The sequence below is a fragment of the Sulfitobacter sp. M13 genome (assembly GCF_053474885.1).
This window is the reverse complement of record NZ_CM130281.1, coordinates 2,111,384-2,134,773: the sequence shown is the minus strand read 5'-3', so window position 1 is coordinate 2,134,773 and position 23,390 is coordinate 2,111,384. Positions and strand designations below refer to the sequence as shown.

General features: G+C 58.1%; 20 protein-coding genes. 14 read left to right on the top strand and 6 right to left on the bottom strand.

All coding sequences use genetic code 11. The features are described 5' to 3' along the window. Positions 1–12: 12 nt before the first annotated feature. Both aroB and ACVBAU_RS10200 read right to left on the bottom strand, forming a co-directional pair. Positions 13–1,128, bottom strand: a complete 1,116-nt coding sequence (gene aroB, locus ACVBAU_RS10205) for a 3-dehydroquinate synthase (protein WP_448326146.1) — start codon at positions 1,126–1,128, stop codon at positions 13–15. Further along, positions 1,128–1,718, bottom strand: a complete 591-nt coding sequence (locus tag ACVBAU_RS10200) for a shikimate kinase (RefSeq protein ID WP_448326144.1) — start codon at positions 1,716–1,718, stop codon at positions 1,128–1,130. Before ACVBAU_RS10200 ends, aroB begins: the two co-directional genes overlap by 1 nt. 80 nt (positions 1,719–1,798) lie before the next feature. On the opposite strand from ACVBAU_RS10200, the gene ACVBAU_RS10195 reads away from it, so the two are divergent. The 3 genes from ACVBAU_RS10195 to ACVBAU_RS10185 are packed head-to-tail and all read left to right on the top strand — an operon-like array spanning position 1,799 to position 4,487. Continuing rightward, positions 1,799–1,948 (top strand): hypothetical protein, encoded by a 150-nt coding sequence (locus tag ACVBAU_RS10195; protein ID WP_005853380.1) that lies wholly within the window; start codon positions 1,799–1,801, stop codon positions 1,946–1,948. Next, positions 1,945–3,513: a hypothetical protein gene (locus tag ACVBAU_RS10190; protein ID WP_335743994.1), complete on the top strand. Its 1,569-nt coding sequence runs from the start codon at positions 1,945–1,947 to the stop codon at positions 3,511–3,513. The genes ACVBAU_RS10195 and ACVBAU_RS10190 overlap by 4 nt, the downstream gene beginning before the upstream one ends. Beyond that, positions 3,513–4,487, top strand: coding sequence for a site-specific tyrosine recombinase XerD (locus ACVBAU_RS10185; protein WP_138923378.1), 975 nt, complete (start codon positions 3,513–3,515; stop codon positions 4,485–4,487). Before ACVBAU_RS10190 ends, ACVBAU_RS10185 begins: the two co-directional genes overlap by 1 nt. Here ACVBAU_RS10185 and ACVBAU_RS10180 read toward each other — a convergent pair. Further along, entirely contained in the window at positions 4,424–5,251 is an 828-nt protein-coding gene (locus ACVBAU_RS10180) for a metallophosphoesterase family protein (RefSeq protein WP_138923379.1), read from the bottom strand. The two genes, ACVBAU_RS10185 and ACVBAU_RS10180, sit on opposite strands and share 64 nt — an antisense overlap. Before the next feature lie 64 nt (positions 5,252–5,315). Between ACVBAU_RS10180 and ACVBAU_RS10175 the strand changes: the two genes are divergently transcribed. Next, positions 5,316–6,620 (top strand): HlyC/CorC family transporter, encoded by a 1,305-nt coding sequence (locus tag ACVBAU_RS10175; RefSeq protein ID WP_138923380.1) that lies wholly within the window; start codon positions 5,316–5,318, stop codon positions 6,618–6,620. Between the two features lie 25 nt (positions 6,621–6,645). On the opposite strand, the gene ACVBAU_RS10170 is transcribed toward ACVBAU_RS10175, so the two are convergent. After that, positions 6,646–8,013, bottom strand: coding sequence for a DUF2254 domain-containing protein (locus ACVBAU_RS10170; protein ID WP_448326140.1), 1,368 nt, complete (start codon positions 8,011–8,013; stop codon positions 6,646–6,648). 173 nt (positions 8,014–8,186) lie between these two features. Between ACVBAU_RS10170 and ACVBAU_RS10165 the strand changes: the two genes are divergently transcribed. Then, a complete protein-coding gene (locus tag ACVBAU_RS10165; RefSeq protein ID WP_448326138.1) occupies positions 8,187–8,789 on the top strand; it encodes a nucleotidyltransferase family protein in 603 nt (200 codons plus the stop codon). Between the two features lie 117 nt (positions 8,790–8,906). On the opposite strand, the gene ACVBAU_RS10160 is transcribed toward ACVBAU_RS10165, so the two are convergent. Next, the gene (locus ACVBAU_RS10160; protein ID WP_448326136.1) at positions 8,907–14,579 is read right to left on the bottom strand and encodes a Hint domain-containing protein; all 5,673 of its coding nucleotides are present in this window, start codon (positions 14,577–14,579) and stop codon (positions 8,907–8,909) included. 1,576 nt (positions 14,580–16,155) lie between these two features. Between ACVBAU_RS10160 and ACVBAU_RS10155 the strand changes: the two genes are divergently transcribed. The 9 genes from ACVBAU_RS10155 to ACVBAU_RS10115 all read left to right on the top strand — a co-directional run bounded on the left by ACVBAU_RS10155 (position 16,156) and on the right by ACVBAU_RS10115 (position 22,916). Further along, positions 16,156–16,530: a hypothetical protein gene (locus ACVBAU_RS10155; protein WP_448326134.1), complete on the top strand. Its 375-nt coding sequence runs from the start codon at positions 16,156–16,158 to the stop codon at positions 16,528–16,530. Further along, positions 16,527–17,075: a head-tail connector protein gene (locus ACVBAU_RS10150; RefSeq protein WP_448326132.1), complete on the top strand. Its 549-nt coding sequence runs from the start codon at positions 16,527–16,529 to the stop codon at positions 17,073–17,075. Before ACVBAU_RS10155 ends, ACVBAU_RS10150 begins: the two co-directional genes overlap by 4 nt. Continuing rightward, positions 17,072–17,299, top strand: coding sequence for a hypothetical protein (locus ACVBAU_RS10145; protein WP_448326130.1), 228 nt, complete (start codon positions 17,072–17,074; stop codon positions 17,297–17,299). The genes ACVBAU_RS10150 and ACVBAU_RS10145 overlap by 4 nt, the downstream gene beginning before the upstream one ends. A 382-nt stretch (positions 17,300–17,681) precedes the next feature. Further along, positions 17,682–19,331: a terminase large subunit domain-containing protein gene (locus ACVBAU_RS10140; protein ID WP_448326128.1), complete on the top strand. Its 1,650-nt coding sequence runs from the start codon at positions 17,682–17,684 to the stop codon at positions 19,329–19,331. Further along, positions 19,322–19,657: a phage head closure protein gene (locus tag ACVBAU_RS10135; protein WP_037944203.1), complete on the top strand. Its 336-nt coding sequence runs from the start codon at positions 19,322–19,324 to the stop codon at positions 19,655–19,657. The genes ACVBAU_RS10140 and ACVBAU_RS10135 overlap by 10 nt, the downstream gene beginning before the upstream one ends. A 74-nt stretch (positions 19,658–19,731) precedes the next feature. Continuing rightward, on the top strand, positions 19,732–20,007 hold the full coding sequence (locus ACVBAU_RS10130; RefSeq protein WP_235183781.1) for an HNH endonuclease: 276 nt from the start codon (positions 19,732–19,734) through the stop codon (positions 20,005–20,007). Beyond that, positions 20,000–21,271, top strand: coding sequence for a phage major capsid protein (locus ACVBAU_RS10125; RefSeq protein WP_448326125.1), 1,272 nt, complete (start codon positions 20,000–20,002; stop codon positions 21,269–21,271). The genes ACVBAU_RS10130 and ACVBAU_RS10125 overlap by 8 nt, the downstream gene beginning before the upstream one ends. Then, positions 21,271–21,849, top strand: coding sequence for an HK97 family phage prohead protease (locus tag ACVBAU_RS10120; protein ID WP_448326123.1), 579 nt, complete (start codon positions 21,271–21,273; stop codon positions 21,847–21,849). Before ACVBAU_RS10125 ends, ACVBAU_RS10120 begins: the two co-directional genes overlap by 1 nt. 2 nt (positions 21,850–21,851) lie before the next feature. Further along, complete coding sequence (locus tag ACVBAU_RS10115) at positions 21,852–22,916, top strand: phage portal protein (RefSeq protein ID WP_448326121.1); 1,065 nt, start codon at positions 21,852–21,854, stop codon at positions 22,914–22,916. 114 nt (positions 22,917–23,030) lie between these two features. Here ACVBAU_RS10115 and ACVBAU_RS10110 read toward each other — a convergent pair whose 3' ends face one another. Then, the gene (locus tag ACVBAU_RS10110; protein WP_448326119.1) at positions 23,031–23,210 is read right to left on the bottom strand and encodes a YodC family protein; all 180 of its coding nucleotides are present in this window, start codon (positions 23,208–23,210) and stop codon (positions 23,031–23,033) included. Positions 23,211–23,390 lie beyond the last annotated feature (180 nt).

Sequence of the window (23,390 nt, the reverse complement as noted above, 5' to 3'; positions counted from 1 at the left end):
CTCTGCTGTTTGTTATCCGCGCTCGGCCAAGGCATCAGACAAAAGCCGGCGAACGGCGTCCGGCGGCACATCCGCTGTTACGAAAGCGTCGCCAATACCGCGGGCAAGGATAAAGCGCAGTTTGCCGTCGATGACCTTTTTGTCCTGCCCCATCAAATCCACCAGATGACCTGCATCGGGCAAATCGCCGTCGATATCGCGCAGGTCGGTCTTCATTCCCATTGTACGCAAGTGGGCGCGCACGCGGCTGGGATCTTCTTGCGCACAAAGCCCCAATCGTGCCGAAAGCTCGAACGCCATCGCACACCCGATCGCCACGCCTTCGCCGTGCAACAACCGGTCGGAGTAGCCGGTCGCCGCCTCTAGCGCGTGGCAGAAGGTGTGACCAAGGTTCAAAAGCGCGCGGTCGCCGTGCTCTTTTTCGTCGCGTAGCACGATGTCGGCTTTCATCTGAACCGACCGTCGCACCGCTTCGACCCGCAGCGCCATATCACCTGCGGCCATCGCGGGGGCATTTTCTTCGAGCCAGTCAAAGAACGCGGCATCGCCAAGCAGCCCGTATTTGACCACCTCACCATACCCGGCAAGGAAATCACGCGTTTGTAGCGTGCCCAGAACGGCTGTATCGGCCAAAACCAGTGACGGTTGATGAAACGCCCCCACAAGGTTCTTGCCCTGCGACACGTTGATTCCAGTTTTGCCCCCGACAGAGCTATCGACCTGTGCCAGCAGCGACGTCGGAATTTGCACAAACCGCACGCCACGGCGCAGGATCGCAGCGGCAAAGCCGACAAGATCGCCAATCACCCCGCCGCCAAAGGCGATTACGATGTCGTTGCGTTCAACTTTCTGGTTCATCAGCCAGTCGACAGTGCGGGTCAGCTCTGCCCAGCATTTTGTCGTCTCGCCCGGTGGCAGCGCCAGCGCCTCTACCGTAATGCCGGCCGTCGCCAGACCGGCGCGCAAGGTATCAAGGTGGTGTGCCGCGACTGTCTCGTCACTGACTACCACAACACGCTTGCGCCGTAAAAAAGGAGCAATCAGTGTGCCTGCCTCTGCCAACAGATCAGGGCCGATGACCACGTCATACTCGCGACCCTCAAGGCCGACATGAACCGTTTCTCGCATTACAGCACCTCAAGTACATCTGGGCGATCCGCCAGCGCATACACCACGCGCTGCGCCATCGCATCAATCGACAGTGCCGGCGTGCTGGTGACGGTCATATCCGCAAGCCGGTAGATCGGTACGCGTTTTTCAAAAAGCTCGGTCAGGGTGCCGCGGGGGTTTGCCGTGCGCAACAGCGGGCGCGAGGTTTTATACCGCACCCGGTTCCAAAGCAGGTCGAGGTCAGCATCCAGCCAGACAGACAGACCACGCGCCGAGATGTTGTCGCGGTTGGCCTCTGCCAGAAAGGCCCCGCCGCCGGTGGACAGGATACCCGGTGCTTTGTCGAGCAGACGCGAGATCACTTCGGTCTCGCGCTTGCGAAAGAAGGCTTCGCCGTCGCGTTCAAAGATTTCGGGAACGGTTAGATTGGCAGCGGCTTCGATTTCGTGGTCGCTGTCCACAAAGGGCACGCCAAGTTTAGTGGCCAAAGCGCGACCCACGGCAGTTTTACCTGCACCCATCATGCCGACCATGACAACCGTCTTTTTCAAGTGGTACCGGGGTGGGTTTTGCGCCGTATCGGCTGGGGATTGCTGAATTTCGCTCATTCTTGTGTGAATGACGTGATCTTGCCCAAAAGGCCATATATAGAATAGTCAAAATATGCAGAACAAAGCAGGCGGAATTCATGGGCAAACTAATCAAGTTTCTGATTTACCTCGCAATTATCGGGTTTATCGGCCTTGCGGTCTATGCCTATGTGGGGCCGTTCTTCGGCGCGGACTTTGCCCCCCCTCAGGTTGAAATCCGCGAATCCGTGACGTTGGAGCAGCAATGATCCTATTTGTCAGGCAGCTAAGCGTTTTTTGCCTGATTGCCCTGCCCCTTGGTGCCGCTGCGCAAGCCGCGTCGCAGAACGCACCTGATGCGCCCCTTTCTGTGATCGACTGGCTGGGCGAACGTCCCAAAACGCCACGCCCCAGCCGCAAGGCCCCCGTGAAACCCGCAGAGGCCCCCGTGGCGCGCAGCGCGCTGCCGCCTGCCGTAACTGTTGCGCCCTTGGGCAAGGGCGGACCACGTGCCATCGGGCTGGTGCCCACAAAGGTCACCGGTCTGCCGCAGGATTTGTGGGTGGGCAGCACCGCCGAGGATATCGCGCACCAGCTCGACCGCTTGCCAGAGCTGCATCTGCCTGTGGCCCATTCATTGCTGTTTACCATACTGCTTGCGCAAGCGACCGCCCCGCAAGGTGACGCAAAGCAGGGCGATACGCTCGCCCTCGCCCGCGTGCGTACCTTGATGGAGGCCGCAGCCCTTGATCCGGCAATGTCGTTGATCGAACAGGCCGGCGTCGATACCTCCGTTGCTCACTTTGACCTGTGGATGCAGGTCAGCCTGCTGCTTGGCACAGAGGATCGCGCCTGTCTGCGTCTGAAAGACAAACCCTTTCTGACCACAGATTACGGTGTGCGGATCCTGTGCGCCGCGCGGTCGGGGGAATGGGACACGGCGTCGCTGACCCTGGGCTCTGCCCAAGCGCTGGCGCTGCTGCCCGAGAATGATCTGTCGCTGCTCGACCGGTTTCTCAATCCCGACCTTTACGAGGGTGCCGCGCCGTTGCCCGGCCCGCGCGAGATGACTCCGCTCAAGTTCCGTTTGCTTGAAGCCATCGGAGAACCGCAATCGACCCGTAATCTACCGCCCGCCTATGCCGTCGCCGATCTGCGCGACATCGCAGGGTGGAAGGCGCAGCTGGAAGCCTCTGAACGGCTGACCCGTATCGGTGCCCTGCCCGATAACCGGTTTCTGGGGATCTACACAGACCGCGAACCCGCGGCTTCTGGCGGCATCTGGGACCGTGTCGACGCGTTGCAGCGGTTCGACAGTGCCATGTCCTCCGGTAATCCAGAGGCGATTGCAAAGACCTTGCGCCCCGCGTGGCGTGCCATGCAACAGGCCGAGACGGAGGTGACATTCGCCACACTCTATGCCGAAGGCTTGCAGGGCACGAAACTCACCGGCGCCAGTGCCGCGTTGCGCGATCGTGTCTTGCTTCTTTCGCCACTATACGAACAGGTCGCCGGGGCTGATACGCAATCGGCAGAGATCGCCTTTCTCGCGCAAATCGCGCGAGGCGAAGCCCCGACCATCACGCCTGATATTCCCCATGCTCAGGGCATCGCGAGCGCGTTCAGCACCCCCACGCCGCGCAGCGGGTTGGTTGAACTGGCGCAAAACGGCCAGCTCGGCAGCGCCATTTTGCATACAATTGCCCTTCTGGAAGATGGCGCTCGCGGGGACACGGCTGCCTTGCGCGATGCCATCTCTACCCTGCGTGCCCTGGGGCTAGAGGATGCTGCCCGCCGTGCGGCACTTCAAACGTCCTTGCTGGAACGTGATTGATGCAAACTGACCTGCTGCATTGGATATCGACCTTTCTAGAGGCGCAAGCAGCTGAATTGGGTGCTGCAACGAATACGCAGCTCGCCTATGGTCGCGACCTCAAGGATTTCGACAGCTTTCTTGCCCGCCGGTCCTTGGATTTCGCGCGTGTGGGCCGCAAGGACATCGAAGCCTATTTGATCTGGTGCGATGCGCAGGGTCTTGCCAAATCGACCCGTGCGCGACGGCTATCGGCCATCAAACAGCTGTACCGCTTTGCCTTCGAGGAAGGCTGGCGCACGGATAACCCCGCGATACAGATTGCGGGACCGGGTCAAGATAAACGCCTGCCTAAAATACTGTCCGAACACGAAGTCGACCTGCTGCTTGACGCGGCGCATAATTCTGGCCGGAACATATCTGACCAGTTGCGCAACACCTGTCTGATGGAACTGCTTTACGCTACGGGTATGCGGGTGAGCGAGCTTGTCAGCCTCAAGGTCAGCGCCGCACGGGGCGACCCGCGATTGCTGTTGATCATGGGCAAAGGCAGTAAGGAACGGTTGGTGCCGCTGTCTGATCCGGCGCGGCAGGCGCTTGCGGAATGGCTGGTGCAGCGCGACAAGACCGAGGAAGCAGCACATGCCAAAGGCAAGCCCGTGTCGATCTACCTCTTTCCCAGCCGTGGCAGCAGCGGATACCTGACGCGCCACCGGTTCTATCTTCTGATCAAGGAATTCGCGCTTGCCGCCGGTGTCGAGCCCTCCAAGGTCACGCCCCACACGCTGCGCCATGCCTTTGCCACCCATCTGTTGGCCAACGGCGCCGATCTACGGGCGATACAGACCATGCTGGGCCACGCCGACGTTGCCACGACCGAAATCTACACCCACGTGCTAGAGGCGCGCCTGTCCGAGCTGGTGCTGGAAAATCACCCGCTCGCCAAGGCGGGGCGGCGCAGTTCCGGCGGCAAGACATCCTCTGACGGCCAATAACCTGTGAGTAGCGCGCTGTGATACCCTTGCGTTAAGCCAGCCTGCTCCATCGCAGACGCGGCGCCAACGTGGTCATAGTCAAGCGTGTGGAACGTGACCTGTCCCGCGTCCAGTACGGCAAAGCGGGTCTGCGGCGCACCGTTATTGGGCGGCATACCGATGACACCGGCGTTAATCCAAGGCCCCCGCGGGGTCTCGCGTTCAAACGGCACACCACAATGCCCTGCGATGATCCCGCCTATGGGCCCGATGCTGCGTTCAACCGCTTGCCATTCTTCGTCGAACACCGCCTCGGACGAGACTGGCCAGATAAAGCGGGCGATATCATGGTGCCCGCCGTGGATCACGGCATAGCGTTTTCCGGCGTGGACAAAACTAATGATGTCAGGCACCTGCCCCATCCAATTGCACTGCGCGTCAGAGATCTGCGCACTGGCGTAGCCGTACCAGCCGACAGACAGCAGATCACAGGCGCTGCCGTCCTCGAACCCACAGCCGCAATCCATCGCCCCGGCGGCGAGTTGTTTTTCACAGTTTCCGGCGACGACAGGCACACCGCTGGACCGCATCCTTTCGCTGACCGCATAGGCATCAGCGCAATAGGCCACCACATCGCCGGTGCAGATCATCCGATCCGGCCCAACCCCTAGGGCGCGCGCACGGTCAAACAGCGCTTCAAGCACCTGCAGGTTCGAATATGGACCGCCGAACAGCACAATCGGCCCGTTCAATTGTCCCAAATCTTGATGGTTCACCCTGCTCATCCCTTGAATGAAACCGCACACACGCCCATAACCCTAAGAGCAAACGGATAAGGTATATTCACAAATGGACACGGCCCCCGCAATCCTAGACGGCGCATTTTGGATCAGCTGCGGTATCATCTTGTTTCTTCTGGTGCTTTCCGGCTTCTTTTCGGGGTCTGAAACGGCACTGACGGCTGCATCGCGGGGCAAGCTGCGCGGGCAAGCAGACAAAGGGTCCAAGGGTGCTGAACGGGCTCTTCGGATCACCGAAGATAACGAGCGGCTTATTGGCTCTGTCTTGCTGGGCAACAATCTTGTGAACATTCTTGCAGCCTCGCTTGCGACGGCGCTGTTTACGCGTGTCTTCGGCGAATCCGGTGTGGCGTTGGCGACGCTGGTGATGACCCTGCTTGTGCTGATATTTGCCGAGGTGCTGCCCAAGACCTATGCGATCACCAATGCAGAAACTGCCGCTGCCGCTGTGTCGCGCCCCATTGCGCTGGTGGTGTTGGTCTTCAGCCCCGTTGTGTCGGCTGTACGCTTTTTGGTCCGTGGTATCTTGCGATTGTTCGGCGTGACAATCGATCCCGACAGCAACATCCTAGCCGTGCGCGAAGAAATCGCTGGTGCGCTTCAGATCGGTCGATCCGAAGGTGTGGTTGAAAAAGAGGATCGCGACCGTATTCTTGGCGCCTTGGACCTGCGCGAACGTATGGTCGAAGAGGTCATGCTCCACCGGTCTGGGATCGAGATGATCGACGCCGCGAATGACCCGTCACAGATCCTTGAACAGATACTTGAAAGCAATCACACCCGCCTGCCCGTCTACCGCGACGACCCAGAAAACATCATTGGTGTGATCCACGCCAAGGACGTGCTGCGGGCCATGTACGAGCATATCAATGGCGCCGATGACGACGCGCCGTTCAAGTCTTTCAAAATCGCCGATATCGCGGTGAAGCCCTATTTTGTGCCAGAAACGTCCACGCTCGACGAACAAATGCGCCAGTTCCTCCGCCGGCGTACGCATTTTGCACTCGTGGTAGATGAATACGGATCGCTGCAAGGGCTGATCACGCTCGAAGACATTCTGGAAGAAATCGTCGGCGAGATCACTGACGAGTTTGACCCAGACGCAGATCACGGGGTCACCAAGACCGAAGACGGGCAGTTTTTCGTCGACGGGGCCATGACCATCCGCGACCTGAACCGCGCGACAGAATGGGACCTGCCTGATGATGAGGCAAACACCGTCGCCGGTCTGGTGATTCACGAAGCGCAGATGATCCCGACGCCCAGTCAGGTGTTTTCCTTCCACGGGTTCCGGTTCGAAGTCATGGCGCGTGACGGTAACCGCATTACCCAGCTGAAAATCCGGCCGCTCTGATCGGCGCTGCCGTCGCGCTGACGCGTCAGTTTGTATCCGTACCATTGTCCATTTCGGGCGTATCGTCCTGTTCCTGGCTTTGGCGCAGGGTCTTTCTGACCGCGTCGCGCACGGCATCACTCGCGCTTTCCATCAATTGTGCGCGGTCCGGTTCAAACTCGATAGCATAGAGGGCCCGACGCAGGTGACGTTCAGCCGAAGTACGCGCCGCATCGCGCAGCCCCTTGTCGGGGTGGCGCATCAAACCGTTCAAGGTCGTTTGCAGGCGTTGCTGGACCTCTACGACCGTGCAGCCATCCCGCGCCAGCGCGCCAAAGGCGTCTTGGACCAGATCTGAAGCCTTTAGGGGTTCGACGTATATATGGTCCAAAACCTCGTCTCTCTCCCGCGCTGTTTCGTCCTCGTAGTCCGTCAGAACCCGCCCGATCCGTGTAATCATGTCGATGGCGGTTCCGGGATCGTTCACACCCGGTGACAGCGCCTTTGAGGCAACCTCTCCCATGACGATCAGGCCAAAACGGGGGTCTTGGTCAAAGGTACGCAGATCGCCGATGATTACACTGGCCCTAATCCCCGCGCCGAGGGTTTCGTCGGTGTGTTCGTCGTCTATCGGATCGCACACGCGGTCGATCATCATCATCGGTTCATTCACGAAAACAAAGCTACCGATGTTGCGTCTAAAGTAAATTTTTACCCCGTGGTTTGCCGCCACAGTGTTCAACGCCTCGGGATAAAGATGCTGGATATAGCCATTCTCGTCGGCCGTGAACGGTTCGGCACTTTCGGGAATATCACCGGTCAGCGCATTGGCCCCAAGGCAGGGGTTCTGCAACCTCTCCCGGAAGGACAGGCGGGTCTGTTCTTCGACCTGACGGGACGTGTCGATCAGGCTACCAAAGGACTGCAGATGAAGCACCCAGCGGATCAGGCTGAGCACAATAACGATCAAGACGATCACGGTCATGATGAACAAGACAAACGACCGCTTGTCGTCGAACACCCCCAATTCGCGCAGGATGATCGCGATCAACGCATAGACATATGCGCCGATAAAGACCGCCAGAGTGTTCTGCGTTGTGCGGTCCTTTACGATCAGACGGTGAACCCGTGGCGTCCATTGAGTGGAGCTGCTGCGATACACGGTGACCATGACGCTTAACGAAAAGGTGGTCACCGCAAGCATCGCATTCGCGATAATCGACAAAAGCCGGTCCGCAGCACTGCCCGTCAGATATGTCGCCAGTGACTGTGGTATCCACCTTTCGATCAGCGTGCTTACCAACAGAGAAAACACCGCCAAGAGCCCCATAATCAAAACACGCACCCAAAGTTTGCGGCTGTATTCGCGGCCTTTACGGATCAGCGTCGAGGGGATCAAAAAATCAGGTGTCATTCATATATTCCGCGCTTGGGCTACCGAGTTCGCTAAACTTGCGCGCAGATCACTTGGCTTTTACACTCAACGCGCAGGTCGTCCGACTGGTTCATACTGGTAGCACGAAAAGTTGAGGCAGCGAATAGGCTTACGCCTTTTATACACCACGCTAGTTTTATCAGGGACTCCGGATGCGCCACGACATTCCCATCATCTTGCTGGCCGCGGGCCAATCCTCGCGGATGCGAGGGCGCGACAAGCTGACAGAGCTGATTGACGCAGAGCCGCTTTTGCGACGGCAGGCACGGATCGCACGCGCCGCGACAAAGGCCGCAATCATCGTGGCGTTGCCGCCCGCGCCCCATCCGCGCTATGATCTGCTGCGCGGTTTGGATGTCACACCGTTGCCTGTGCCAGATGCGGCGGAAGGGATAAACGCATCGCTGCGCGCGGGGTTTGCGGCCTTGCCGAGCAGTTCTCTGGCTGCGATGATCCTGCTGGCCGATCTACCGGAGCTAACCGAATATGACCTTAGGTGCGTGCTGCAGTCCGTTGATTTAAATACGAAGTATACGATATGGCGCGGCGCGACCTCTGATGGAAAGGCCGGACATCCAACGGTGTTTGCCGCGTGTCATTTTGACCGCATTGCGCAGATGTCCGGTGATATTGGTGCCAAAGAGATTATCGCACAGGCGCAGGCAGAGACGCTGATCGTGCCCCTACCGGAGAACCGTGCGCGGCTGGATCTGGATACGCCTGAAGCATGGGCAGCTTGGCGCGCTGCTCGCTGACCCCTGCCTTTCAACGATAAAGCTAAGGACGACAAAACGGGACAGTTTCCTGCCCCGTTCATTGCCGTGCACCCCCTTTTGTGGGGAACACGGGTGTTGCTGCATTCAGCTCGACGCTTACTTCGTGAGAAGTTTTGCCTCGTGCTTTTTGAGCGTGCGGCGCGCGGCGACATAGCCGTCCACCCCTTCGCGCGTCGCCAATTCTGGGAATAGCTCCAGAATCTCGTTGCGCTGCGCGTTGCCCACACCTGCAAGGCTCATATCGCCCGGCTGGAAGCTTTCAGTCCATGTACCGTCGGACAGGATCACCTCGTGTTGGTCGAACATCATGTGGATGTAGGTCGTGCCCGAGGTCTCGACGATATCAACACCTTCGAGACCGGTCAGGTGCTTCGCCGCGACGAGGACTTCACGCTCTTCGAAATAGAGCGCCGTTTTGTCGTTGGCCACCAGAACGCGGTGGTTGGGGCTGACCAGCATGTCTCGCTCGGGCAGGTTGTTCCCCAATGCGCCCTGACGGATCAGCACCGGCAACAGATGCGCCTTACGCGCCAGCTCATGACCGGACATTTCACGTGCACCGACCCAGCGGATTTCCTGAATGCCGTTGTCGCGGGTAATGACACGGTCGCCAACCTCCAGATCTTCGACCCGACGTTCGCCTTTGGGCGTTGCGATCAGGGTGCCCGGCGTAAAGCAGGGGATGATCTCTTCGATGTTGGTAAAGTCCAACCGACCGGTTTCAGTGCCGGACGCATCTGTAAAGACGATCGTACCGTCGATGCCGTCGTTGACGCCGTCGCCGTCAATCGTGTCACCGGGATCACTATCCGGAGTGACATTTTCAAGACGGTAGCCGCCACCGTTCAGCGAACCGACAAGGTTGATGACATCATAGTCATTGGCGTCGGTGCCGGAGCCACCATTGATGGTATCGCCGCCATTAACGTCAAGGAAGGTATCCCGACCATCGTTGCCGTCTAGGCTATCATTGCCTGCACCGCCGCGAATGGTGTCGTCGCCGCCGCCTGCGATAATGGTGTCATCACCTTCACCACCGATCAGACTGTCGTCTCCGAACCCGCCAAGGATGCTGTCGTCGCCGCCATCGCCAAAGATGGTGTCGTTATCTTCGCCGCCGTCGATGGTATCGTTACCTTCGCCACCGAACAATACGTCGTCGCCGCGGACACCGCTGATGGAGTCGTCACCGTCACCACCGTCTACGGTATCGTTGTCGCCTGCCGCAATGATCGTGTCATCGCCGTCGCCACCAAGAATGCTGTCTTCACCGAAGCCACCCTCGATGAAGTCGTCACCGTCACCACCGTCGATGGTATCGTTGCCGAGACCACCGTCGATTGTGTCGTTGCCGTTACCGCCAATGACGCTGTCGTTATCGTTGCCCGCAAAGATAGAATCGTTGCCCTCGCCACCGTCAATAACGTCATCGCCTTGCGCACCGAGTATGGTGTCATCGCCCTGGCCACCCAAAATTGTGTCATTGCCTTGGCCGCCATCTAGGCTGTCGTCGTCGATGCCACCGTCGATGTAGTCGTTGTCAGCACCGCCAAAGATGGTGTCGTCATCGTCTTCACCGTACAGAACGTCGTCTCCGGCGCCACCGTCGATCAGATCTTTGCCATTGTTGGGCTGAGGATCTGTCGCATCTACTTCTTCGCCAGCATAACCCGCGATGGGTTCTGTGCCAAAGCCGCCATAGATGGTGTCGTTGCCGCCGTTGCCCTTGAGCGTATCGGAACCGTGGCTGCCGATGATGAAATCATTGCCATCACCACCTTCGACAAAGTCGTCGTCGATGCCAGCATTGATAAAGTCATCGCCCGTTCCGCCAAAGATCGTATCAGAGTCGTCACCGGTGCGGATCGTATCGTTGCCCGAACCACCATCGACAAAGTCACGACCGTCGTCCTTGTTCGGATCGCCGGTTCCGAAGAACGGATTTGAAACAGTTTCACCTGTTACCGGGTGAATGAATGTAGGTTGGTCATTCTTGTAGTCCGAGAACGTATCCACACCCGCATCGATCAGATCGTCGCCGTCACCACCAAAGATACTATCCGCGCCTTGAATATCCGTGATGGTATCGTTGCCGCTGCCGCCATAGATGGTGTCGTTGTCAATGCCGCCTTCGATGACGTCATCGTCCGCGCCACCGTCGATGTAGTCAGCATCATCGCCGCCATCGATGGTGTCGTTGCCGCGGCCACCAATCAACGTGTCCCTGTCATCGTTGGGGTTTGCGTCCTGATCAAATGGTGTGCCCACCAAAGGAATATCCGCGTCAGGCACGCCGATCACGCCCGAATTGTTGCCGATCAGCACATCATTGCCCGATCCGCCAACAAGAGAGTCGTTGCCGTCACCACCGATCAAGCTGTCATCATAGCCGCCACCGTCGATGGTATCATCGCCGCCTTGGCCATCAATGGTATCATCGCCACTACCGGCGTTCACAACGTCGTTCCCGTCGCCGGTCAAAACATGTTCGTCACCACCAGAGCCTGTGACCGTATCATCGCCGCCACCCAGTTCGAGCTTCTCGATCTCTGAGAATTCAGTGATGCCAGAGCCGTTGGTCAGTGTCCCTTCCTCGTCGTCAGTGAAGGTCACTGTCAGATCGTCATCCACAGCGGTGCTGTCGATCACGTCGCCTGTGGTTTCGCCGCTTTCGCCGCCGATGATAACGTCATTATCAATGCCGTCGGTCAGCGCGAAGGTGTCATCGCCCGACCCGCCGTCAACGGTATCGTCGCCCAGACCGCTATCGATCGTGTCGTCGCCGCCGTTGCCAAAGATCGTATCGTTGATACCGTCGGTGCCGTCGATCTGGTCACCCTGCGCGTCCGTATACTCCGGCTGCATGGTTTCGCCGCTGTCCAGACCATCAACCGGACCTGCTATCTCTTCACCGATGATATGTTCAATTTCGGTGAATTTGAACGATCCAGCAGAGCTGCCATCAGCATTATACAGGTCGACGGTGCCGTTCTGGCCATTGCCGTTGCTGTCGGGTGTCAGATCACGCAAGCGGAAATTAAGGCCAGTCAGGTCAAGCGTGTCATCGTCGGTGTTCTGGCTGGGGTCAGAATCGAAGCCGCCTGCGCCGCCATCCACTTCATCACCATAGTTGCCGCCAAAGATGGTATCCTTGCCTGCGCCACCGCTGATCTTGTCTTTGCCCTCGCCGCCGGTCAGCTGGTCATTCCCGTCACCGCCGACCAGCGTATCGTCGTCATTGCCGCCAAACAGCGTGTCGTCGCCTGCGCCACCGTCTATAAAGTCGTCGCCCTCGTCGCCCAGCAACAGGTCATTGCCCGCGCCATCGTCAACGCTGCCTACAGGTGCGTCGAAATAGACGTCGGTGATGTTGATGCCCGCGTGATTGCCATCCGACAGATCCTGATCCATCGTGTGGGTAATCTCGAGGTAATCGACCGGGCCTTCGATGTTCACCAGGGCAGAGTGGTCCGGGTCAGTATCGGGGCCATTATCTCCACGGCTGATCAGGGTTTCGTAACCGCCAACGCCGTCCTGGTTCTGAGCGTTGATGCCGCTGCCTGTATCGACCTTAATCGGCGTGCGCGTCCCATCGGGGCCGATCGCCACGATGACAACTTTCGAAGCGTTATCAATGTCATTGATGCGGAAGCTGATGTTGGTCACATCCTTGGAGAAGTCCAAACGATATGTCGCGCTTTCGCCATCCTGGTTCGCCAGCGATGCCAAGGAGCTGTTGGCATTGGTCGCCTGATCGTCGCCAGTGATCGAATGCACCTTTTGCTGGTCCGTCGAGAATGTCGTCTCGGGCGTTTTGGTGCTGCCGGTGACAGAGAAGGTCACATTGACGTTGCCCGTGTCCTGAACAAAGCCGCCGCCCAGATTATCATTATTGTCGACAGCGGAGGTATCGTGGGGGTCTGGTGCCTTGTCCCACTCAAAGCTCTCGCGCTCTGTTGTGCCGCCAGACGAAGAACCGTCACCGGTGTTGTTGTCGCCGTAGATCGTATCTTTGCCGCTGCCACCGGAGATGGTGTCATCGCCGCTGTTGCCTTCGAGGTAGTCGTCGCCTTCGTTGCCCTCGATGCTGTCGTTGCCACCCTCGCCAAAGATCGTGTCATTCCCAGCACCGCCGGTCAGCACATCGTCGCCACCAACCAGCCCGTCTGTCGGCGATGTCGCATCGCCTGGCGTGGTGTAAGTGTTCGCAATGTGGTCATATTTAATCGACGGAAGGTCAGAGCTGTGGCTGACGAAATCATAGGATTTGCCGACCTCAAGCGGTTTGTCTGTCACGATCCCGACGGCATCCGTACCGTCAAAGTTCATCACGTAAACGGTCACATCCTGCGAGGAATCCACGGCGTCCGAGGGACGCACGACATAGGAATATTCGGGGATGAATTTATCCCCTGCGTATTCGGTGTTGCCGTTCAGCTTGGTGGTTTGAACAAGGGTCTGCGTACCATCGTTGTCATTCAACGAGTCGTCCCCGTCCTTGACGCCAACAGCTACGGGGGCAGAATTATCGTTAATAGTGAATGATTTACCCGCCAGCTCGCTGGAGCCGGTATCGCTATCGCGGAACGGGCTAGAGCCGCCAGCGACGGTCACATTCGACAAGTCCCACGTCAAAACAGTGTGATCTGCACCTGCCACAGGATCGACCCCTTTCGACACAGGATCCGCCTTGGTCAGGCCCGCGCTGTCACCAAAGATGATGTCGTCACCTTCGCCGCCGTCCAGAGTGTCGTTGCCAACTGCGCCGTCGTCGTCAGGTAGCGCGGCCACGGGACTGTCAAAAAACACGTCTGTCACGTTCACGCCTGAATTGCCGCTGGTCGCACCTGTGTGGATGAATTCGATTCGCGACACAGGGCCTTCGATAGAAACGTTTACTGAATATTTGCTATCAGAGGGGTAGTCGTCACCGCCTTTGCTGGTTGCTGTATCGACACCGAATTTGCCGTCGCTGTCGGTCAGTTTCACACCGCTGGAACTGCTGTTCGCAATCAGATCGACATCGATCATTTTCCCTGACGCATCGTAGGCCAGAACTTTAACGGCGCCATTGTTGTCGATATCATTCACGTTGAACGATACGTTGCCAACGGCTTGATCGAAACGGAGCTCGAACTTTGTATCACCGGTGCAGTTTGCCAGCGATTCAAAGGAGCTCTCGTCGTTGATTTCTTCGGAACCGCTGTCGATGTTGTCGATAAACTGGTCACGATCGCTGAATTCCTGCGAGGCATGATTATTGGGCGAGAAGCTTTTCAGATCGAACGTTACATTGACCGAACCGGTGTTCTGGGTGAACCCGCCCTTGAGGGAATCGTCATCATCGATCTCGGACCCGTCGCCGGAAGGATCTGGTGCCTTGGACCATTCGAAACTTTCGCGGTTGTCGCCATAGGTACCCTTGGTCGCACCGTCACCGATCAGGATGTCATCACCGCTGCCACCTTCGACCAAATCATCGCCCGAACCCGCCACAACTGTATCATCGCCCAAACCCGCCTTGACCGTATCGTTCCCGCCGCGCGCAAGGATGATGTCGTCGTTGTTGGCATAGCCAAACACCGCATCATTTGCATCAACACGGTCGCCATGGGGGTCGTCTGTATAGCTGGCGTCGATCAGGTTGTCCTGTTGGTTACCATCCACAATACCGTTCGGCCCCTCGCTCGGTGCCTCGGTCGCGGTTTGCTCGGCCTCGGCGGTGCTGGTTTTGCCAAAAAGCCATAGCTTGTTCAAAAAGATGGTCATATCAGTCGTCTCCAAAATTTGCTCGGGCACGCTGCGGTGGATGCCGCCAGCCCAAAATAGTAGTTTGCCCGTTCACGGGCGAAGCTCATCAGTTCGTGGGGCACGTAACCCGTGCCAAATCCTTAGGGTAGGACACGGTGCCGCCCTGCCCTTTACGCCGCTGCTGGGGGCGTAGCGGTGCAGGACAAAGAGCGCGGCGCCCATTGTTTAAATCTGTAATCAACTGGGTATGGGCCATTTGTGTTCTTGATGTGATCCGACGGCGGCGGTTTGGGGGATTAAACAAGGCGAAATCGGCGCGCCTGGTGCAACGCAGCGTTGCGTCATCGCCTTTAACCAGCCGGTCTGGCTTTCGCGTTAAGTAGGCATGTGATCCCATCGGTCTCTCCCGTTTTCCACCGATATGGCGGGCCATCGCAAAATGGCGAACACTAACCCCCTAACAATGCTTCGCGGCCATCGACGACGCGCAAAGAACTTTACCGTTCTGGAGGGAGAGACAGCCAAACAAGGCCGCCCTCTGCCGAGCAATCGACAGTGGTGTATCCAACGATCTCCTAAGAGCCGAGCGACACATCTTCCCCGCACAACTTGCGCGTTCAATGCGGTCGCCCCCGAAACCTAAAAACTTTGCCCCCCAGTTGGGCAGGCTCATGAATACTCTTCGGTCTGCTTTGCAGGAAGAAGAAAGTGGCAAGAAAGTGCTGAGACGCCCCTTTTCGGCCATCTTTTGTCCAAGTCTGCTGAATTAAGATACCCGCATAGGTGGTGTACTGTTTCCAAATCCTTTGAGAGGGTAATTATCCACGCGCCGGAAATTTAGAAATTAAAGAGAAAATTCGACCGAACGTTCCGGGGTAGATCAATATTGTTTCGGTTTACGATACAGCGAGCAACGTCTGACAATAAATTCAACTATACCGATACTGGTCTTTTGCAAAATTCCCAAATTGGAACCAATAAGTTGAAACAGCGAGGATTTTTTCAAAAAATGTAGGTAGTTTTTTCTGATACAGCCGAATCACACCCTAGGCAAAAGAGTAGTCAACGGCGCAGATGGCAAAGAATACTACCGCTGAAAGAGCGCGGTTTCCCCACAGGACGCTGACCGGGCAGCGGCATTAAACAGCCCCATCGCCCGCAACCAAAAGCGGTATTTACGTCAATTTTGGATGCAAAATTATCTTCGCGTGGCCATTGGCTTGAATACCGGCCACATCACAAACACGCTGCCACGCAACACGCCAGAATGCCGTTGTGGTACCAGCCCAATACGCCGCTAGCCGGCGCTAGGGATAAAATCCCGTCATCGACATAGAAAACAAACGCACGCGCGACAAGGAAAGCGTACACATCCCGCAAGCCAACGCTGCTCGAAACTATATTTCACGGAAAACCCTGTCGAAACAAGGTGGTACCCAAGGCCGGACTCGAACCGGCACGCCTCGCGGCGGGGGATTTTGAATTTAACCGTAAACCCTCAAAATCAATAACTTCCGATAAATCTGTCCTACGGACAGATCGAGAACCTCTTGCGAACGTTGGACCGCGCGGCAATTCGTTTCTTTCAAGAAGCATGAAGCCGGAACACAAGCGCATGGCGCGGGTGATCGGCTACACATTGACCCTCGGCGATGCTGACGCATGGGCCGGTTTCACAACCGTTGCGCGGGCGCGACTGACGAGCGAAGAACGCGCCGCCTTGGCATGGGGTGCCCTCCGCGCGCTCGACACCCCGGAACAAGCGGAAATTGTCGCTGCAACCCTCCTGACGTTCGCAGACGCCCCACTGCCGACCTTCCTCAATCCGATGGAAGATGCACGCTGGTGGGCTTCCTTCGCTTCTCTACAAGAGCGCAAGGCGTATGCACTTGCAGCCTATGAGGCCCTGCCCATGCGCGAGCAAATGGCGTTCCGCAACCATATCTCGGAAGTGGAGATTGCCGCATGAAAATGCTTGTGCACCGGACACCTGTCAGCACCGCGCTGCCTTTCGACCTCGATGACCTCAAGTCCCATATCCGCGTGAATGATGATGTTGACGATGCGTCGATCACGAACATGGGCCACACGGCGGCGGCGGAGATTGAACAGTTTGCCCAGATCGCCCTGCTAGCCCAGACTATCCGCGTGACGATCTTTGAGCCTACTCGCGAAGGCGGGTTGCTGCTGCCCGTAGGGCCGGTCGCAGACGATGACACTCCGACCGTGACAGTCGACGGCAAGATCTTCACGGCATTCGACTTTGTAGGCGGCAATCGCCCCTACATCCGGTGGCTGGCTTCATGGCACGACCTGACCCCGAGCCGGATCACAATCGAATATCAGGCGGGGTTTGGTGCAGACGCGCCGAGCATCCCGCACGACCTCGCTCAAGCCCTCATGGATCAGGCCGCTCTGCACTATGACGGCAGGTCACCGATGGATGCCAAGTCACTCACGACCTCGCCACATATGGCTCGCGTGGGCGCTCGCTATCGAGGGGTACAGGCATGACCGACAGAGAGCTCGAAGAGGTGCTGACGTTCCGCTGGCCTCTTGTCATGCGGCGATCCATGGCAGGCACTGACGAATGGCTCAAGGGCTTTGTCCGCTCAATCGCCAAGCATGGGAAGCGGCCAACGTGGCGGCCTACGGGCAAGCAAGAGCAGCTCATGCGGCGGCTGGTGTCAGAGCTCGGGACCGTACCAGAGCGCGATGTTGAGCTGATCGAGAGATAAGAAAAAGGAAAGCCCGCCGGTGACACGGCGGGCCTATGCGGCAGATGGCGTTCACGGGTTAGCCGGGTCTGCCGCATCACAGTGCTACCGGGTAACGGGCCACAGCACAAGGGCAGCTATTCCGCATCACGCGGTCTCTCCACGCCCTAAGGCCCCACTGCCACCCTATGGCGGTGAACATGGGAGAGCGGACTGCGCCGAGGGAAAGGCAGGTCTGACCTAATGCTGGGGCTCGTCTGAATTGAGATGGCAACATGGCGGCGGTCAGGGCGGGAAGCGGGTTTTCAACCCCGCTAGAGTAACCCGCTTTCTGACCGTCAACCGAGGTCTGAACTGATTGAGATGAAGTGAAGAGAGCAACGTTAGAGATGGAGAACAGACAATGAGACACGCACGATCGAAAGACCAAACAGACCTCTTCGGATCTGGTACCAATGCCGCGGTTTCTGAAAATGCTTGGGACCGTGGTGGGACTGTTGCGTTCTCTCTCCTCAAAAAAATCCGGGGAAAATCGCCGGCGGTTCGCGCAATTCAGTTTTTGGCGCTTTTAAACGTTCCTGAGGGTAAAAAGGCTGGAAAACCTCTAAAACTCGCCAATTTCCAGCGAAATTTCATCAAAGGTACGTTTTCCAAGCAAATCATGGTTGGTGTGCTGTCAATCGGTCGGGGCAATGCAAAAACTGCCTTGTCCGCCGGCCTAGCATTGGCCGAGCTCGTCGGTGCGATGCAAGAGCGGCCTCAGCCCAAGCGCGAGATTATCCTTGCCGCCCGGAACCGGGATCAAGCCAAGATCGCATTCAATTTCTTGCTGGGTTTCATCCAAGGCATGTCGGAGGCTGACCAGGCGAATTTCATCATCCGTCGCGGATCCAAACTCGAGGTGGAATTCGAGGGCAACGGCGGTGGCGTGGCTCGGGTCATCGCAGCTGATGGCAAGTCCGTCCTAGGCGGCGCGCCGACATTGGCGATCATGGACGAGCGCGCGGCATGGGAACGCGAAAAAGGCGACAGCCTCGAGAACGCAATTTTATCCGGTCTTGGCAAGCGTGATGGCCGTGCCTTGATCATTTCCACGTCAGCGCCCGACGACACCAACACCTTTTCTCGATGGATGGATGAACCTCCACCCGGCACCTTTGTACAAGAGCATCGCCCACCTATGGGCTTGCCTGCCGATGATCTTGAAAGCCTGCTTATCGCCAATCCCGGCGCGGCCGAGGGAATTGGATCAACGTCTGAATGGCTCGTGTCCCAGGCACGTCGAGCGATCGCTCGAGGTGGCTCGGCCCTGTCTTCATTCCGTAACCTTAACAGGAATGAGCGCACATCAACTGAGGATCGGTCGCAACTGGTGACCGTTGACGAATGGATGTCTGCCGAGGTTGACCCGGACGAACTGCCTAAGCGCGAAGGGCCATGCGTTCTTGGTATCGACTTGGGCGGGTCGCGCAGCATGTCGGCTGCGGCCTTCTATTGGCCGTCGACTGGCAGGCTCGAAGCCTTGGGCACGTTTCCTTCATTCCCTGGTCTGGCAGATCGCGGCGCATCGGATGGGGTGTCTGATCGTTATTCGCAGATGCACGAACGCGGTGAACTTTCCGTCATGGGTGAGAATACCGTTCCGCCTGGTCCATGGCTGGCCGAGATCGTGCGGCAGCTGGACGGGATCACACCAGTATGCATCGTTGGTGACCGTTTCCGTCATGCGGAGTTTGTCGAGGCGATGCAGGCAGCCGGGCTTTCGCGGGTACCGTTCATCTGGCGCGGCTTTGGCTGGAAGGATTCTGCCGAAGATATTGAGCGTTTCAGGCGGGCGCTTTTCGATGGAGAAGTCAAAGTCGCACCTTCGATGCTGCTGCGCTTTGCTTTCGCCGACGCGATAACGCTGGTTGACCCGGCGGGCAACCATAAGCTGGCAAAGGCTCGATCACTTGGCCGGATCGACGCGGCGGCGGCAACCGTGGTCGCAATAGCCCAAGGCGCGCGCATGAAAGCAGCTCCGCAAAAGAAGGGGCGCGCGCTATGGGTTTGAATTCTGGAAAACTTGATAGGCGAATTCAATTCCTCCGTGCCGTTCTCGTCGATGATGGGTTCAGCGAGGTTGAGGAGTGGCAGGATCATGGAACGCTCGTTTTTGCGGCACGGCGCGACGTGTCGGATGTCGAAAAATTTGCAGCGGGCACCGTTCAAGCAACGCTAGACACGCGCTTTATAGTCCGCTCTTCAACCTTCACCCGCGATATCAGCCCATCGGATCGGCTGACCTGCGAGGGGCTCGAATTTAACATCATCGGCATCAAGCAGATCGAGGGCAGAATGAGCTTTCTCGAAATCAGCTGCAAAGCGCGGGTGATGTGATGGGAGACAGTAGGCCCGAATACCTCCGCTTTTCGAAGCGGGTCACATCGACCAAACGCTGGAAGGTTCTGCGAATGCAGATCCTCGAGCGTGATCATTTTCGCTGCAAGGAATGCGGCATAGGTGGACGCCTCGAGGTCGATCACATCAAGCCTGTCAGGTCGCATTTCGATCTGGCTTACAGCCCCAGCAATCTTCAATCGCTTTGCCCCAGCTGTCACGCGAAAAAAACAAGAATCGAGTGCGGGCATCCCCCGTCCCGAAATTGCCAGCAATGGCAAGAAGCCGTCGAGGCACTCTCAAGCCCCGATGAATGCAGCATCATCACAAAGGAAATCAACGATGCTTAGATCAGTAGAAATTGCCCGCCGACAGTCGGAGATCCGCCAAAACCTTGCCGAGCTGGCAAACAACCAAACCCCGTCCGAGGACGAAATCCGCAAGATGGGTGAAATGGACACCGAATACAGGTCCAACGAAACGCGGTATCGTGCGGCCTTGATCGCCGAGGATACCGAACGCCGTGATGCTGGCAGCGAATTGGAAACCCGTTCCAGTCAGGAATGGGCGGATCTGATGGCCGGCTTCGAGATGCGCCAGGTCGCCTTGGCTTTGGACGAAGGCCGTCAGCTTGACGGCCAGACCGCCGAAATTGTGACGGAGCTGCGCAATGCAGGCGGTTTCCGTGGCATCCCAGTACCGTGGCAGGCGCTTGAAACCCGCGCTGGCGAAACGGTAGCGGGTGGCACCCCGAACCCGATCCAGACCCGGCCTATCATTGACCGCCTTTTCCCCGATAGCGTGGCATCCCGCATGGGTGCGCAGATGATCAGCATCGAGGCCGGCGCGATCGAATGGCCGGTGACCACATCGGCAGTCACGGCGGGATGGGCGGCATCAGAGACAGGCAATGTCGCAGGCCCGACTGTCTACGCCACTACTGACCGCGCCATGTCGCCAGACCACAATCTGGGTATTCAGATGCGGATCACGCGGAAAGCCCTGAAGCAGTCCGGCGCTGCCCTCGAGCAGGCAGTGCGGCGGGATATGAACGGCGCGATGGGCGCAGCGATGGATCAGGCAGCATTCCTTGGCACTGGCGCTGACGGTCAGCCCCTCGGCGTCATCAGTGGCGCGGCTACCTACGGCATCACGGCAACTGCGGTGGCAGAGCTTGCGAGCTGGGGTGCGTTTCGTTCTGCTGTCACCCGCTTCATGACCTCAAACGCCGCCGGTTCACCAGATGCGGTACGGGCACTGATCCGGCCCGAGCTATGGGATTATCTGGACAGCGCCCTGATCAGCGGCACCGCCGTTTCGGAATGGGATCGCCTGCTCAAGAACCTCCCCTCGGCCAACATCGCTATGACGAATAACGCGCTTCCCGCGCCGTCTGGCGTCCCTCTCGCCACCTCATCGCTGTTGACCACTGCGGCGGGTGGCGTGGCCCCGATTTTCATCGGTGCTTGGGGTGCGGTCGATATGATCCGCGACCCCTACAGCGATGCACAGTCCGGCGGACTGCGGATCACGGCGCTGGCCACGATGGACGTAACAGTAGCGCGCCCGGCGCAGCTCGAACTGCTGACCGGTCTCGAATTGGCAGCCGCATAATGCTTTGGGGCGCACATACCGGCAGCCTTGAGCTGCGCACCGAAGGCGGAGAAATCCGCCTTCGGGCAACCTTTCCCTATGGTCGGGAAACCGTGCTGTCCGAAGGTATCGGGGCAGGCCGTGAGCGTCGTGAGATGATCGCAGCCCGCGCGTTTGCCGATCGCATCGAGCGCGGTGAGGACGTGCATTTTCTGGCCGGCCATGACTTCAACAAGCCGCTGGCCTCACGTTCCGCCGGCAGTCTGACCCTGACGGAAACTGACGAGGCTTTGACCATCGACGCGATCATCAGCGCGGCTATGGGCCAGGTCAGCTATGTGCGCGACTTTCTGTCCGCTCATGCCGCCGGTCTGGTACGCGGGCTATCACCCGGCTTTCGCGTCCGTCCAGGCGGTGAAACCGTAGAGGAACGCGGAACCGCAATCCTTCGCACCATTCGGGCGGCTGATCTGATCGAGATTAGTGCCGTTACGAAACCGGCCTACCCTCAAGCGCAGATCGAGGCGCGCAACTGGCAACCCATTGGCGAGGTGGCAAAGCGCTCGACGCACCGTCCCGCCGCAATCCGGTGGAGATAAAAATGCTTGGATGGATCATGAACAAACTGCGCCCGATCGAGGTGCGGTCGAGTGGCAGCGGATATACTGCCCAGGTTATGGCGGCGCGCGATAGCTACATCAGCGGGCGTCGCGGCGTGGCCGAGCTGACATCCGTAGTACAGTCATCAATCTCGTTGTGGGAGGGAGGCTTTGCTATGGCGGACGTGAGCGGCACTGACCTACTGACACGGCAGACGATGGCTATGATTGCTCGTGGCGTTGCGTTGAACGGCGAGGCGGTCTTTCTAATCACAGAATTGGGGCTTGTGCCGGCGACAGATTGGGACGTGACCACCCGCGACGGCAAGCCCCGCGCCTACCGCCTGTCCATCCCCGAGGCTGGTGGCGGTCGCACTGTCACCGCGCTTGCCGCCGAGGTGTTGCACCTGCGGATCGGCTCGGACAACCTGACGCCCTGGATCGGCACGGCACCGCTACGGCGATCGAGTCTGACCGGGGCAATGCTTCATGCGGTGGAATCGGCGCTTTCTGAGACGTTCGAAAACGCCCCGTTGGGCAGTCTGATCGTACCACTGCCCGACACCGGTACTGACGAAATGGCGAACATGCGTGGCGCGTTCAAAGGCCGTCGCGGATCAACGCTTGTAATTGAAGGCGTTGCCCAAGCGACGGCGGCCGGCATGAACCCGACGATTGGGCAGAAACCTGATCAGCTTTCGCCTGATCTGTCAAAATCTATGACAAGCGAGACGCTGGCGGCAGCACGTGAGGGCGTTGGCATGGCCTATGGTGTTTTGCCATCACTCTTCAATCGGGCGGCCACCGGCCCAGTGATCCGTGAGGCGCAACGCCAGCTGGCGATTTGGACCTTGCAGCCGATCGCGGCAATGCTGGCGGATGAGGCGACAGCCAAGCTCGGCGTAGAGGTAACGATTGACACGATCCGGCCTTTGCAAGCCTTCGACGCTGGTGGACGTGCCCGTGCCCTCTCGGCGATCATCAAAACGCTGGCTGAGGCTAAGGCCGCTGATATTGCACCGGCTGACGTATCGGGCGCAATGCGCATGGTTGACTGGGAGAGATAGGGTTAAACGCTCCCGGGGTTATGATTTTCCCCGAAAGCGTTTCGGATTAGTCGGTGAGTACCGGAACAACCCCGACAGCGCGCGGCCCCGATCCTTTCCAGGCGTGGCGCGCATTTATTCTTCTACAGATAGCGTTTCCAACGGGAAAACGTCACTTTTAGTTTCTGAATCGTTAAACCAAATGCAGCGCGCTTTTGTCAGCCCATTGTACTGGCCAATAGAGTCCACTGTCATAATCGGTCCACCCGACTTGAGCATCACTGTATCGCCTACTTTGAAGTTCGGACTAGTCATTTTCATTATTCCTTTGTTTTGAGGCGGACACCTGCACCGCCACCATTCTCATCTATAAACCTAACGCCTGTATCCTCAAGAGCTTTGCGAATTCGGGCTCGGGCTAGTGTCGAAACTATTCGACGCTCTTTTTCAAAGTCGACAATTGTCGAGAGACCTATGCCCGCTATTCCCGCCAAA

What these genes read in the sequence shown, in the direction of transcription:
- aroB (WP_448326146.1), bottom strand. Translation starts at nt 1,128, where the DNA reads ATGCGAGAAACGGTTCATGTCGGCCTTGAGGGTCGCGAGTATGACGTG.
- ACVBAU_RS10200 (WP_448326144.1), bottom strand. Translation starts at nt 1,718, where the DNA reads ATGAGCGAAATTCAGCAATCCCCAGCCGATACGGCGCAAAACCCACCC.
- ACVBAU_RS10195 (WP_005853380.1), top strand. Translation starts at nt 1,799, where the DNA reads ATGGGCAAACTAATCAAGTTTCTGATTTACCTCGCAATTATCGGGTTT.
- ACVBAU_RS10190 (WP_335743994.1), top strand. Translation starts at nt 1,945, where the DNA reads ATGATCCTATTTGTCAGGCAGCTAAGCGTTTTTTGCCTGATTGCCCTG.
- ACVBAU_RS10185 (WP_138923378.1), top strand. Translation starts at nt 3,513, where the DNA reads ATGCAAACTGACCTGCTGCATTGGATATCGACCTTTCTAGAGGCGCAA.
- ACVBAU_RS10180 (WP_138923379.1), bottom strand. Translation starts at nt 5,251, where the DNA reads ATGAGCAGGGTGAACCATCAAGATTTGGGACAATTGAACGGGCCGATT.
- ACVBAU_RS10175 (WP_138923380.1), top strand. Translation starts at nt 5,316, where the DNA reads ATGGACACGGCCCCCGCAATCCTAGACGGCGCATTTTGGATCAGCTGC.
- ACVBAU_RS10170 (WP_448326140.1), bottom strand. Translation starts at nt 8,013, where the DNA reads ATGACACCTGATTTTTTGATCCCCTCGACGCTGATCCGTAAAGGCCGC.
- ACVBAU_RS10165 (WP_448326138.1), top strand. Translation starts at nt 8,187, where the DNA reads ATGCGCCACGACATTCCCATCATCTTGCTGGCCGCGGGCCAATCCTCG.
- ACVBAU_RS10160 (WP_448326136.1), bottom strand. Translation starts at nt 14,579, where the DNA reads ATGACCATCTTTTTGAACAAGCTATGGCTTTTTGGCAAAACCAGCACC.
- ACVBAU_RS10155 (WP_448326134.1), top strand. Translation starts at nt 16,156, where the DNA reads ATGAAGCCGGAACACAAGCGCATGGCGCGGGTGATCGGCTACACATTG.
- ACVBAU_RS10150 (WP_448326132.1), top strand. Translation starts at nt 16,527, where the DNA reads ATGAAAATGCTTGTGCACCGGACACCTGTCAGCACCGCGCTGCCTTTC.
- ACVBAU_RS10145 (WP_448326130.1), top strand. Translation starts at nt 17,072, where the DNA reads ATGACCGACAGAGAGCTCGAAGAGGTGCTGACGTTCCGCTGGCCTCTT.
- ACVBAU_RS10140 (WP_448326128.1), top strand. Translation starts at nt 17,682, where the DNA reads ATGAGACACGCACGATCGAAAGACCAAACAGACCTCTTCGGATCTGGT.
- ACVBAU_RS10135 (WP_037944203.1), top strand. Translation starts at nt 19,322, where the DNA reads ATGGGTTTGAATTCTGGAAAACTTGATAGGCGAATTCAATTCCTCCGT.
- ACVBAU_RS10130 (WP_235183781.1), top strand. Translation starts at nt 19,732, where the DNA reads ATGCAGATCCTCGAGCGTGATCATTTTCGCTGCAAGGAATGCGGCATA.
- ACVBAU_RS10125 (WP_448326125.1), top strand. Translation starts at nt 20,000, where the DNA reads ATGCTTAGATCAGTAGAAATTGCCCGCCGACAGTCGGAGATCCGCCAA.
- ACVBAU_RS10120 (WP_448326123.1), top strand. Translation starts at nt 21,271, where the DNA reads ATGCTTTGGGGCGCACATACCGGCAGCCTTGAGCTGCGCACCGAAGGC.
- ACVBAU_RS10115 (WP_448326121.1), top strand. Translation starts at nt 21,852, where the DNA reads ATGCTTGGATGGATCATGAACAAACTGCGCCCGATCGAGGTGCGGTCG.
- ACVBAU_RS10110 (WP_448326119.1), bottom strand. Translation starts at nt 23,210, where the DNA reads ATGACTAGTCCGAACTTCAAAGTAGGCGATACAGTGATGCTCAAGTCG.